The sequence below is a fragment of the Pseudomonas sp. YY-1 genome, from assembly GCF_002843095.1.
Lineage (GTDB): Bacteria > Pseudomonadota > Gammaproteobacteria > Pseudomonadales > Pseudomonadaceae > Aquipseudomonas > Aquipseudomonas sediminis_A.
Genome location: NZ_PJLX01000020.1, coordinates 1 through 12,510, shown reverse-complemented (window position 1 = coordinate 12,510; position 12,510 = coordinate 1). Strand labels below are relative to the sequence as shown.

At 64.7% G+C, this 12,510-nt stretch carries 11 protein-coding genes; 8 read left to right on the top strand and 3 right to left on the bottom strand.

Features of this window, described 5'->3' with window-relative positions; genetic code table 11:
• Nucleotides 1-100: 100 nt before the first annotated feature.
• Nucleotides 101-988 (bottom strand): LysR substrate-binding domain-containing protein, encoded by an 888-nt coding sequence (locus tag CXP40_RS21875; protein WP_106735436.1) that lies wholly within the window; start codon nt 986-988, stop codon nt 101-103.
• A 213-nt stretch (nt 989-1,201) separates the two neighbouring features.
• Here CXP40_RS21875 and CXP40_RS21870 point away from each other — a divergent pair, with 213 nt between their 5' ends.
• The 6 genes from CXP40_RS21870 (at nt 1,202) to CXP40_RS21845 (ending at nt 7,738) form a co-directional block, all read left to right on the top strand.
• Nucleotides 1,202-2,029, top strand: coding sequence for a MaoC family dehydratase N-terminal domain-containing protein (locus CXP40_RS21870; protein WP_106735435.1), 828 nt, complete (start codon nt 1,202-1,204; stop codon nt 2,027-2,029).
• A gap of 68 nt (nt 2,030-2,097) precedes the next feature.
• Entirely contained in the window at nt 2,098-3,261 is a 1,164-nt protein-coding gene (locus CXP40_RS21865; protein ID WP_106735434.1) for an acyl-CoA dehydrogenase family protein, read from the top strand.
• A gap of 10 nt (nt 3,262-3,271) precedes the next feature.
• On the top strand, nt 3,272-4,624 hold the full coding sequence (locus tag CXP40_RS21860) for an MmgE/PrpD family protein (protein WP_106735433.1): 1,353 nt from the start codon (nt 3,272-3,274) through the stop codon (nt 4,622-4,624).
• Nucleotides 4,625-4,638: 14 nt separating this feature from the next.
• The gene (locus CXP40_RS21855; RefSeq protein WP_106735432.1) at nt 4,639-5,841 is read left to right on the top strand and encodes a CaiB/BaiF CoA-transferase family protein; all 1,203 of its coding nucleotides are present in this window, start codon (nt 4,639-4,641) and stop codon (nt 5,839-5,841) included.
• Complete coding sequence (locus CXP40_RS21850; RefSeq protein ID WP_106735431.1) at nt 5,841-6,668, top strand: CoA ester lyase; 828 nt, start codon at nt 5,841-5,843, stop codon at nt 6,666-6,668. The genes CXP40_RS21855 and CXP40_RS21850 overlap by 1 nt, the downstream gene beginning before the upstream one ends.
• Before the next feature lie 74 nt (nt 6,669-6,742).
• Nucleotides 6,743-7,738: a TRAP transporter substrate-binding protein gene (locus CXP40_RS21845; RefSeq protein WP_106735430.1), complete on the top strand. Its 996-nt coding sequence runs from the start codon at nt 6,743-6,745 to the stop codon at nt 7,736-7,738.
• A 63-nt stretch (nt 7,739-7,801) separates the two neighbouring features.
• On the opposite strand, the gene CXP40_RS21840 is transcribed toward CXP40_RS21845, so the two are convergent.
• Nucleotides 7,802-8,737, bottom strand: a complete 936-nt coding sequence (locus CXP40_RS21840) for a hydroxymethylglutaryl-CoA lyase (RefSeq protein ID WP_106735429.1) — start codon at nt 8,735-8,737, stop codon at nt 7,802-7,804.
• Between the two features lie 163 nt (nt 8,738-8,900).
• Nucleotides 8,901-10,103 carry a CaiB/BaiF CoA-transferase family protein gene (locus CXP40_RS21835; protein ID WP_106735428.1) on the bottom strand — a complete coding sequence of 401 codons (1,203 nt, stop codon included), beginning with the start codon at nt 10,101-10,103 and terminating at the stop codon, nt 8,901-8,903.
• A 168-nt stretch (nt 10,104-10,271) separates the two neighbouring features.
• Between CXP40_RS21835 and CXP40_RS21830 the strand changes: the two genes are divergently transcribed.
• Together CXP40_RS21830 and CXP40_RS21825 are read left to right on the top strand one after the other, a co-directional pair.
• The gene (locus tag CXP40_RS21830) at nt 10,272-11,192 is read left to right on the top strand and encodes a LysR family transcriptional regulator (protein ID WP_106735427.1); all 921 of its coding nucleotides are present in this window, start codon (nt 10,272-10,274) and stop codon (nt 11,190-11,192) included.
• A 118-nt stretch (nt 11,193-11,310) separates the two neighbouring features.
• Complete coding sequence (locus CXP40_RS21825; RefSeq protein ID WP_106735426.1) at nt 11,311-12,330, top strand: TRAP transporter substrate-binding protein; 1,020 nt, start codon at nt 11,311-11,313, stop codon at nt 12,328-12,330.
• Nucleotides 12,331-12,510: the final 180 nt, after the last annotated feature.

Sequence of the window (12,510 nt, the reverse complement as noted above, 5' to 3'; positions counted from 1 at the left end):
TGATTTGGGTGCAAGCGTTTCCGCATTCCTTTCGAGGAATGCCTTGAATGGGCGGGCGACCAATTGGTCGCCCTTTTTTTGCCCGGAATTTCGCCCGGCGCTAGACGCCCTGGTTCAGCCGGTCGATCAGCGCGCGTACGCTGCCCGGCAGCGCATCCAGCTCACGTACCAGCATGCTGCGCTCGCGCACCGCCCAGGCTTCGTCCAACTGCAGGATGGCCAGCTGCATGGTGCGGCTGTGCCGGCGTGCAGCCGACTCGGGGATGATGCCGATGCCGACGCCGCCTTCGATCATCCGGCAGATCGCCTCGAAGCTCGAGACCTGGATACGCAGGGCCAGGTTGCCGCCGAGTTCTTCCACTTGCTCACGCAAAAAACTCAGCAGGGTGCTGCCTTCGTGCAGGCCGATGTGCTGGTAGGCGAGGGTGTCGGCGAAACTTACCGACTGCCGCTGCGCCAGGGCATGGCCCAGCGGCACGGCCAGCACCAGGCGGTCTGTGCTGAAGTGCAGCACCTGCAAACCTGGCGCCTGCACCGGGCCGGCGATGATGCCGAGATCCGCCGCGCCATCGAGTACGCCACGGACGATATCGCGGCTCAGACGCTCCTGCAGGTCGACGGTAACGCCGGGACGTTCGGCGAGAAAACCGGCCAGCACCTCGGGGAGAAATTCGGTCACTGCAGTGGTGTTGGCGAAGATGCGGATATGCCCGGCGGCGTCGGTGCCGTATTCGGTGAATTCGCTTTTCAGGTAGTCCACCTGACGCATGATCAGCCGCGCATGCTGCAACAGGCGCTGGCCGGCCGGGGTCAGCTCGACGCCACGGCTGTCGCGGTACAGCAGGCGCGAACCGAGCTGGCCCTCCAATGCCTTGATCCGCGCACTGGCGGCGGCCGGCGAGAGAAACGCCTTACGCGCGCCCTGGGTTAGGCTCGGCGACTCGGCAATGTGGATGAACAGGCGCAGGTCGGGCAGATCGAAATGCATGGGTTCCTCTGCTTCTGTGGGAGGGGCCGGGCGGCGATCCGCTTTAGCCGCGACGCCCTGGCTTCCCCGGAAAACATCGCGGCTAAAGCCCCTCCCATATAGAAATGTGGTGTTAAGCATATCCGAACGCTGGTTTAAATAAATGCGGATTCTCTGAACGCATGCTGCGTCGCATGCTCCAGCTCACACAAGAACCGAGCTGGAACCTGCCTCATGAGTGATTCTGCTTTCTCCGCCTGGATCGGTCGTAGCGAAGAAGTCCACGACCAACTCAGCCGCAATCTGGTCAAGCGCATCGCCGCCACCTTCGGCGAAGCCACGCCGGCCCATGGCGAGGCGCTGCCGCCGCTGTGGCACTGGGCATTCTTTCAGGAGCCGGTCGCCGAGAACGGTCTGGGCGAGGACGGCCATCCGGCGCGCGGTGGCTTCCTGCCGCCGGCTGACAACCGCAACCGCATGTGGGCTGGCGGTCGTGTCGAGTTCATCCAGCCACTGCGCGTGGGCGGCGAAGCCAGCCGGGTCTCGACCATCAAACACATCGAGGAAAAGCACGGCCGTACCGGCGCGCTGCTGTTCGTCACGGTGCAGCACGATTACCTGCAGGACGGCCAGTTGGCCATCCGCGAGGAGCAGGACATCGTCTACCGCGAGCCAAGCCCGCCCAAGACCAGCAGCGGCGAACCGCTGGTTGCCGGCGACTGGCGCGAGGCGGTCACGCCGTCCAGCACCTTGCTGTTTCGCTACAGCGCCGTGACCTTCAACGGCCACCGCATCCATTACGACTGGCCCTACGTCACCGAAACCGAAGGCTATAGCGGCCTGGTGGTGCACGGCCCGCTGACCGCCACCCTGAACCTGCGCGCCTTCTGCCGCGCCAACCCGCAGGCGCGTCTGCGCCGCTTCGCCTACCGCGGCCTGCGCCCGCTGATCGCGCCGCAGCCGTTCGAGGTGGGCGGGCGCATCAGCGGCGAGGGCCAGGCCGAGCTTTGGGCGGGCAACGAGGCCGGCCTGGCGCAGCGCGCCGACGTGCAGTTCGACTGATTTCTGATTGCAAACACTGATTCGTGGGAGCCCGGCGGGTGCCACGACGCGATTTCCGAGGGACACCGATGAACGCTTATAACAACGAAGAACTCAACGCCATCCGTGAAGGCGTGCGCGCGCTCTGTGCGGAGTTTCCGGCCGAATACTGGCGCAAGATCGATGAAGAGAAGGGCTTCCCCGAGGCCTTCGTCACGGCCATGACTGAAGCCGGCTGGCTGTCGGCGATGATCCCCGAGGAATACGGCGGCTCGGGCCTGGGGCTGGCCGAAGCCTCGGTGATCCTCGAGGAGGTCAACCACTGCGGTGGCAACTCCGGCACCATCCACGGGCAGATGTACAACATGTTCACCCTGCTGCGTAACGGCAGCGAGGAGCAGAAGCGCTACTACCTGCCCAAGCTCGCCAGCGGCGAGCTGCGTCTGCAGTCGATGGGCGTCACCGAGCCCACCACCGGCACCGACACCACCAAGATCAAGACCACTGCAGTCAAGAAGGGCGACAAGTACGTCATCAACGGGCAGAAGGTGTGGATCTCCCGCGTGCAGCACTCCGACCTGATGATCCTGCTGGCGCGCACCACGCCGCTGGCCGAGGTGCAGCGCAAGTCCGAAGGCATGTCGATCTTTCTGGTCGACCTGCGCGAGGCCATCGGCAACGGCCTGACCGTGCAGCCGATCGCCAACATGGTCAATCACGAGACCAACGAGCTGTTCTTCGACAACCTGGGAATTCCCGCCAGCAGCCTGATCGGCGAAGAGGGCAAGGGCTTCCGCTACATCCTCGATGGCCTCAATGCCGAGCGCACGCTGATCGCTGCCGAATGCATCGGTGACGGTCGCTGGTTCATCGAGAAATCCGCGCAATACGCCCGCGATCGCGTGGTGTTCGGCCGACCCATCGGCCAGAACCAGGGCGTGCAGTTCCCCATCGCCGAGGCGCATATCGAGATCGAGGCCGCCGACCTGATGCGCTGGCGCGCCTGCGAGGAATATGACGCCGGGCGCAACGCCGGAGCGGCAGCGAACATGGCCAAGTACCTGGCGGCCAAGGCCAGCTGGGAGGCGGCCAACGCCTGCCTGCAGACCCACGGTGGCTTCGGTTTTGCCAACGAATACGACGTCGAGCGCAAGTTCCGCGAGACCCGCCTGTACCAAGTGGCTCCGATTTCCACCAACTTGATCCTGAGCTACGTGGCCGAGCATCTGCTCGAGCTGCCACGCTCTTTCTGAGGTCTCCGCGATGAGCACACATACTCAGCAACTCGCTGCATTCCTCGCCAATCTCAATTACGAGCAGATTCCCGAGCACGTACTGGATCGCACCGAAGACCTGTTCCTCGACTGGCTCGGCTCGGCCCTCGCCAGCGAAGGCGCACGGCCGATCCCACTGTTCGAGGCCTATGCGCAGAAGATGGGCCCGGCCGATGGTCCGGCGCGCATCCTGGTCAATGGTCGTGGCACCTCGGCGTACTTTGCCGCACTGGTCAACGGCGCATCGTCGCACCTGGTGGAGCAGGACGATCTGCACAACAGCTCGGTGCTGCACCCGGCCACGGTGGTGTTTCCGGCGGCCCTGGCTGCGGCGCAGGACCTCGGAAAATCCGGCCGCGAGCTGCTGCTGGCCTCGGTCGCCGGCTATGAGGCGGGCATTCGCATCGGCGAGTTCCTGGGTCGCTCGCACTACCGCATCTTCCACACCACGGCGACGGTCGGCACCCTGGCTGCGGCGGTGGCGGTGGGCAAGCTGCTGGACTTCGATCAGCAGCAGTTCGTCCACCTGCTCGGCAATGCCGGTACCCAGGCCGCCGGCTTGTGGGAGTTCCTGCGCGACGCCGCCGACTCCAAGCAACTGCATACCGCCAAGGCCGCGGCTGATGGCCTGCTGGCCGCCTACTTCACCGAGCAGGGCCTGACCGGCGCGCAGAACATTCTCGAAGGCGAGCAGGGCATGGCCGCGGGCATGTCCAGTGACGCCAATCCAGGCAAGCTCTCGGACCGTCTCGGTCGGCGCTGGGCGCTGGTGGAAACCTCGTTCAAGTTTCACGCCTCCTGCCGGCACACCCATCCGGCGGCTGACGCACTGCTTGGCCTGATGCAGCGCGAAGGCCTGCGCCACGAGCAGATCGAGCGCGTCATCGCCCGCGTGCATCAAGGCGCCATCGATGTGCTCGGCCGGGTGAAGGTGCCGCAGACCGTGCACCAGGCCAAGTTCTCCATGGGCACCGTGCTCGGCCTGATCGCCGTGCATGGCAGTGCGCAGCTGACCGAGTTCGCCAACCTGGCCCTGCAAGACCCGGCCGTGGCCGCCTTCCGCGACAAGGTGCAGATGCGCCTGGACCCTGAAGTCGATGTGGCCTATCCGCAGCGCTGGCTGGGCCGCGTCGAGGTGATCACCACCGATGGCCGCACCCTGCGTGGTGCCATCGACGAGCCCAAGGGCGACCCCGGTAACACCCTCAGCCGTGTCGAGCTGGAAGACAAGTTCCGCCGCCTGCTGGCCTTTGCCGGCAAGCGCAGCAGCGATGAGGCGGGCGTGCTGATCGAGCGGGTCTGGCGCCTGCGCGAGACCGACGACCTGAGCCAGCTGGCCTGACCGAGGACATGGACATGAACAACGCACAACAACCCCGGCCACTGGATGGCATCACCGTGGTCAGCCTGGAGCACGCCATCGCTGCGCCGTTCTGTACCCGCCAGCTCGCCGACCTCGGCGCGCGAGTGATCAAGGTCGAGCGTCCCGGCAGTGGCGATTTCGCCCGTGGCTATGACGAGCGCGTCGACGGTCTGGCCTCGCATTTCGTCTGGACCAACCGCTCCAAGGAAAGCCTGACCCTCGACCTCAAGCAGGACGATGCGATGCAGGTGCTCGGCAGCCTGCTGGCCAAGGCCGATGTGCTGGTGCAGAACCTTGCACCTGGTGCCGCCGCGCGCATGGGCTTGTCGTTCGAAGCGCTGCACGAACGCTTCCCGCAACTGATCGTCTGCGACATCTCCGGCTATGGCGAGGGCGGCCCGTACGAGCAGAAGAAGGCTTACGACCTGCTGATCCAGAGCGAGGGCGGCTTTCTCTCTGTCACTGGCGGTGCTGGCGAGGAGGAGATGGCCAAGGCCGGCTGCTCTATCGCCGATATCGCTGCCGGCATGTACGCCTACACCGGCGTGCTGTCAGCGCTGATGCTGCGCGGCAAGACCGGTGTCGGCAGTCGCGTCGATGTGTCGATGCTGGAAAGCCTGGTGGAGTGGATGGGTTACCCGCTGTACTACGCCTACGATGGCGCCACGCCGCCGCCGCGCGCTGGCGCCGCGCACTCGACCATCTACCCCTACGGCCCGTTCCCGGCTGGCGACGGCGGCACGGTGATGCTCGGCCTGCAGAACGAACGTGAGTGGCAGGCGTTCTGCGCCAAGGTGCTGGAGCAGCCCGAACTGGCCAGTGACGAGCGCTTTGCCGCCAACTTCAAACGTTCCGAAAACCGCAGAGAGCTGCGTGCGCTGATCGTCGAAGCCTTCTCGCGAATGAGCACCGCGCAAGTGATCGAGCGCCTGGAGCTGGCGCAGATCGCCAATGCCCAGGTCAACGACATGGCCGGCGTCTGGGCTCACCCGCAACTCGAAGCGCGCCAGCGTTGGCGCCAGGTCGACAGCCCCAGCGGCAGCCTGCCGGCCCTGCTGCCGCCAGGGCGCAACAACACCTTCGAGCCGCGCATGGACGCCATTCCAGCGTTGGGGCAGCACACCGATACGCTGCTCGCCGAGCTGGGCTACGCCGCTGGCGATATCCAGCGTCTGCATCAGCAGGGGGCCGTGTGATGAGCCCATCCATCATTCGTACCGCGCTGTTCGTGCCAGCCAGTAGACCGGAGCGCATCCCCAAGGCGCTCGCCGTTGGTGCCGACGCGGTGATCGTCGACCTGGAAGACGCGGTGCAGGAGAGCCTCAAGGTCGAGGCCCGCGCCTATCTCGATGGCTTTCTCATCGCCAATCCAGAGGCTCGCTTGCTGGTGCGCATCAACGCGCCAGAGCATGCCGGCCATGGCGCCGATATCGAACTGTGCGGCCGTCATGCGGGTGTCATCGGCGTGCTGCTGCCCAAGGTGGAAAGTGCCGCGCAGGTGGTGCGCGTGGCTGCTTGTGGCAAGCCGGTGTGGCCGATCATCGAGAGTGCGGCGGGTTTGTTGGCGTTGGCGGAAATCGCCCGCGCGGAAGGCGTCGAGCGTTTGTCCTTTGGCGCACTCGACCTGGGGCTGGATCTCGGTCTGAGCAGCGGCAGCGCTGCGGCCGAACGCATCCTCGATCAGGCTCGTTATGCCCTGTTGCTGCATTCGCGCACGGCAGGCCTGGCGGCGCCACTGGACAGTGTGTTCCCCGCCATCGAGGACCGCGACGGCCTTGCTCGCACGACGCGCGATGCCCGTGACATGGGCTTCGACGGTTTGCTCTGCATCCATCCCAAACAGGTGGAGGTCATCCATCACGCGTTGCATCCGGCCGAGGAAGAGCTGGCCTGGGCACGACGCGTGATGGCAGCGGCCAGCAGCGGCGAAGGTGTTTTCGTGGTCGACGGCCAGATGGTCGACGCCCCGGTGCTCGGTCGCGCTCGTCGTCTGCTGCAACGCGCCGGCGAGAACCCGGCCTGAATACCGGCCTGCGGCGCAGTGCCGCCGGCCATTTCGTCCCACGTACCGACCTACAAAAACAATGAGGTAACGTCATGTTCAAATTCACCGCCAAGGCGCTCGCCTGCGCTGCCATCTTCTCTTGTGCCGGCCTGGCCCAGGCTGCGGATGCGCCCATCCTGATCAAGTTCGCCCATGTGGTGGCGGACAACACGCCCAAGGGGCAGGGCGCGTTGCTGTTCAAGCAACTGGCCGAAGAGCGCCTGCCAGGCCGGGTGAAGGTAGAGGTCTACCCCAACTCGTCGCTGTTCGGCGATGGCAAGGAGATGGAGGCGCTGCTGCTCGGCGACGTGCAGATGCTGGCGCCGTCACTGGCCAAGTTCGAGCAGTACGCCAAACCGGTGCAGATCTTCGACCTGCCATTTCTGTTCGACAACATGGAGGCGGTCGACCGCTTCCAGGCTAGCCCTGAGGGCCGTGGGCTGCTGACCTCCATGGAAGACAAGAACATCACCGGCCTAGCCTACTGGCACAACGGCCTGAAGGTGATGTCGGCCAACAAACCGTTGCGCGATCCGGCCGATGCCCGTGGCCTGAAGTTCCGCGTGCAGGCCTCGGCGGTGCTGGAGGAGCAGTTCAAGGCAGTCCGTGCAAACCCGCGCAAGATGAGCTTCGCCGAGGTCTACCAGGGCCTGCAGACCGGCGTGGTCAACGGCACCGAGAACACCTGGTCGAACTACTACAGCCAGAAGGTGCACGAGGTGCAGAAGTATATGACCGAGTCCGATCATGGCCTGATCGATTACATGGTGATCACCAACACCAAGTTCTGGAAGGGCCTGCCGGATGACGTGCGCAGCGAGCTGGAGAAGGTCATGGCCGAGGTTTCCGTCGAGGTGAACAAGCAGGCTGATGAACTCAACCGCACGGCCAAGCAAGACATCGCCAAGGCCGGCACCACCGAGATCATCGAGCTGACCCCGCAGCAGCGCGCCGAATGGCGTGAAGCGATGCGCCCGGTGTGGAAGAAATTCGAGCAGGAGATCGGCGCCGAGCTGATCCAGGCGGCGGAGAATTCCAACCAGCAGTGATGTTGCGCTGCAAACGAAAACGCCCGGTGCTTGCACCGGGCGTTTTTTTGTCTCGGCCGAGCCTTAGAGCCCGGCTTCCTGCATCCACTTGGGCTTGGGATAACGACGGTCCGACTTGCCGGCCTTGAGGATGGCGCCGGGTACGTCGTGGCCAATCAGGCCGGGCAGGGTGGCGGCGGCGTCGAGCAGGGCATCGAGGTTCACGCCGGTGTCCAGGCCCATACGCTGGAACATGTGCACCAGATCCTCGGTGCAGATATTGCCGCTGGCGCCCGGTGCATAAGGGCAGCCACCGAGGCCGCCAAGGGAGGCGTCGAAGCGGTCGATACCGACGTTCAGGGCTGCCAGGGCATTGGCCAGGCCCATGCCGCGGGTGTTATGGAAATGCGCGGTGAATACTGCTTCGGGCCAGCGCTGCAGCGACTCGCGACAGATGCGCTCCACCTGGGCCGGGTCGGCCATGCCGGTGGTGTCGCAGAGGGTCACGCCCTGCACGCCGATCTCCAGCAGGCGCTCGGTCAGCTCGTATACGCGGGCCTCGGGCACCTCGCCCTCGAAGGGGCAACCGAAGGTGGTCGACAGCGAGGCGTTGATGAATACGCCGCTGCCACGGCTGACCTCGATGATCTCGGCGAACTGCGCCAGCGACTGCTCCGGCGTCATGCGCAGGTTGGCCAGACCGTGGGTGTCACTGGCCGACATGACCAGGTTGATCTCGTCCACTTCGCAGGACAGTGCGCGCTCGCAACCCTTCACGTTGGGCACCAGCACGGTGTACTCCACGCCGGCCACGCGCTGGATGCCGCGCATCACTTCTTCGGCATCGCGCAGGTTGGGGATGGCCTTGGGCGAGGTGAAGGAGGTGACCTCGATCTTGGCCAGGCCGGTGTGGGACAGGCGGTCGATCAGGGCGATCTTGTCTTCGGTGGGGATGAAGGAAGCTTCGATCTGGAAGCCGTCACGGGTGGCGACGTCCTGGATATAAAGGCGTTTGCTCATGGCATGATCCTGGTTGTTCGCGGCGTAGGGTGCGCTGTGCGCACCGGCTTGAGCTGCGTTGCTGTCTTGGTGGACAAGCTTCGCGTTGTCCACCCTACGAACTGTTGTAATGCGCACGGCCTAGGCGGCCCCGCGACACCCTACGGGCTAAGTGGTACTGCTGTTAGATGATCCCGCGCTCGCGCAGTCCGGCGACCTGTTGCGCGCTCAGGCCAAGGCCGGCGAGGATGTCGTCATTGTGCTCACCGAGCTGCGGGCCGCCGGTGCCGATACGGCCCGGTGTGCGGCTGAGTTTGGGCAGCACGCCCGGCACCTTGAGCGGGCCGACGCTGGTCTGCACCTGCTCGATCATCTGCCGCGCCAGGTAGTGCGGGTCTTGCACGATGTCCGCAGCCGTGTAGGGGTAGCCGGCTGGCACACGGGCGCCCTTGAGTGCTTCGATCACTTCGTCGCGGCCACGCTGGGCGGTCCATTCGGCGATGGCACCGTCGATCAGTTCGGCGTGCTGGCTGCGCCCGTCGTTCTGCGCCAGGCGCGGGTCGTTGCCCAGGTCGTCGCGGCCGATCAGGCTCATCAGGCGCTTGTAGATGCTGTCGCCATTGCCGGCGATCAGCACGTAGCTGCCGTCGTTGCACGGGTAGGAATTGGACGGCGTGATGCCGGGCAGGGCGCTGCCGGCTGGCTCGCGGATGTAGCCAAAGGCATCGTATTCGGGGATCAGGCTTTCCATCATGGCGAATACCGACTCGTACAGCGCCACGTCGATTTCCTGGCCTTCGCCACTGCGCGCACGCTCCTGCAGGGCCAGCAGCACGCCGATCACGCCGTACAGCGAGGACAGCGAGTCGCCGATGCTGATGCCCACGCGCACCGGCGCCTGGCCGGGGTAGCCGGAGAGGTGGCGCAGGCCGCCCATGGCTTCGCCGATCACGCCGAAACCTGGCAGGTCGCGGTAGGGGCCGGTCTGCCCGTAACCGGAGATGCGCAGCATGATCAGCCGTGGGTTGATCGCCTTCAGCGCGTCATAACCCAGGCCCCAGCCTTCCAGCGTGCCGGGGCGGAAGTTCTCCACCAGCACATCGGCCTCGGCCACCAGCTTGCGCACGATGTCCTGGGCTTCAGCCTGCTTCAGGTCGAGCGTCAGCGAGCGCTTGTTGCGCGACTGCACGTGCCACCAGAGCGAGGTGCCGTCCTTGATCTTGCGCCATTTGCGTAGTGGGTCGCCGACGCTCGGCGGCTCGATCTTGATCACGTCGGCGCCGAATTCGCCGAGCAGTTTGCTGGCGAAGGGACCGGCGATGAGCTGGCCCATCTCGATCACCTTGAGCCCCTGCAGGGCCATGTTGCTGGTGTTGTTTTGAGTCATGGCTGCACCTGATTTGCCTGTGCGTTTCTCGTGGTGCGCAGAATGGCGCAGCGGCGCGGTGCCGACAATTGCCCAATGGCCAAGCTAGGCTTCGCGTATCGCGAAGTGGCATGCTGTAAATCAGCTTTCTGGCAGCCTCGCTTCGCCAGACACGAAATGGAGACCTTCATGCGCCGTATCGATTTCGTCACCCTCAAGCTGTTCGTCGCCATCGCCGACGAGCGCAGCCTGACCCGCGCCGCCGAGCGCGAGCATCTGGCTCTGGCGGCGGTGAGCAAGCGCGTCAGCGACCTGGAAAATCAGCTCGGCATCGCGCTGCTCTATCGTCAGCCCAAGGGCGTAGAACTGACCCCGGCCGGCCACGCGCTGCTGCACCACGCGCGCAACATGATGGACAACCTCGAGCAGCTCAATGCCGACCTCAGCGAGTTCAGCGAAGGGGTGAAAGGCCATGTGCGCATCCACGCCAACACCTCGGCAGTGATCGAGTTTCTGCCCGAGGATCTGGCCAGCTTCAGTCGCCTGCACCCGCAGGTGAAGATCGATCTGGAGGAGCGGGTCAGCAGCGAAACCATCCGCGCCGTGCGCGAGGGGCTGACCGATATCGGCATCTTCGCCGGGCATGTGCCGGCCGAGGATCTGCAGGTGTTCACCTACCGTCACGATCAGTTGGTGCTGGTCACCCCGCGCGAGCATCCGCTGGCCGAGCGCGACGGCCTGTTCCTGCGCGAGGCGGTGGGCTTCGATTTCATCGGCCTGCAGCAGGACGCCTCATTACATGGCCTGTTGCAGCATTCGGCGCAGAGTCAGGGCGTAGCACTGCGCCTGCGTATTCAGGTGCGCAGCTTCGAGGCCATCTGCCGGATGATCCACACCGGCATGGGCGTCGGCGTATTGCCGGACCTGGCGGTACGTACCTACCTGCCGGCGCTCAATGTGCGGGTCATCCCGCTGCACGACCCCTGGGCGCGGCGCGAACTCAAGGTGGCGGTACGTAATCAGGACAACCTTTCGCTGACCGCGAAGCAGATGCTCGATCACCTGAGAAACAGCGGTGTGGCGGGGGAGAGTTCTGCGCTGCCTTCGTGAATGCCGAAGGCTCGGTTGTTCAAATGTGAATTTCAGCCTGGGGGACGGCGGAGTAGAGTCCGTGCCAATCGAAGGGGTTTCTCCCTCGACGCTCAGACAAAAACAACAGGAGCCTTCCATGAAGTTTTCTTTCGTCCGTCGTGGCCTGGCCGGTGTGCTCGCCGGTTGCGCACTGCTTGGCGCACTCTCGGCACACGCAGCCGAGTCGCAGCCGACCGCCCCGATCTTGATCAAGTTTTCCCATATCACCGCCGACAGCACGCCGAAGGGCCAGGGCGCGCTGATGTTCAAGAAGCTGGTGGAGGAGCGCCTGGCCGGCAAGGTCAAGGTCGACGTCTATGCCAACTCCTCGCTGTATGGCGATGGCAAGGAAATGGAAGCGCTGCTGCTCAATGAAGTGCAGATGCTGGCGCCGGCACCGTCCAAGCTGGAGCAGTACACCAAGCAGCTGCAGCTGTTCGACATGATGTTCCTGTTCGATGACGTGGCTGCCGCGCAGCGCTTCCAGTCTTCGGACAAGGGCAAAGCGCTGCTCAAGTCGATGGAGAGCAAAGGCATCACCGGCCTGGCCTACTGGCTCAACGGCATGCGCCAGCTCACCGCCAACAAACCACTGGTCGAGCCTGCCGATGCCCGTGGGCAGAAATTCCGCGTGCAACCTTCCGACCTGCAGGCCGCGCAATACAGCGCCCTGCGTGCGGTGCCGCGCAAGATGGCCTTCGCCGAGATCTACCAGGGCCTGCAGACTGGCGTGGTCAACGCCCAGGACAACCCCTGGTCGAACATCTACTCGCAGAAGTACTTCGAGGTGCAGAAGTACATGACCGAGTCCAACCATGCCATCGGCAACTACCTGCTGATCACCAACACCCAGTTCTGGAACGGTCTGCCGGCGGATATCCGCAGCGAGCTGGAGCAGATCGTCGACGAGGTGACCGTCGAGGTGAACAAGCAGGCCGAGGCGCTGAATACCGAAGCCCGTCAGGCCATCGTCGCTACCGGCAAGAGCGAGATCATCACCCTGACGCCCGAGCAACGTGCTGCCTGGCGTGACGCCGTACGCCCGGCCTGGAAGAAGTTCGAAGCCGAGATCGGCACCGACGTGATCGAAGCCGCGCAAGCCGCCAACCAGCCGTAAGCCCCACAGCCGCTCCGGGCCCACGCACCCGGAGCGGCCTTTCATTCGCCGTCGCCTAAGACGGCGTTTGCCAATGACGAATATCGCGCCGTTCCAGGCTCGGTTAGATTCGTCCGACTCCTGACAATCACAAGAACCTCGCGGAGATGCCATGAACGCCTTGCGGCGCGGCTGGGAGCA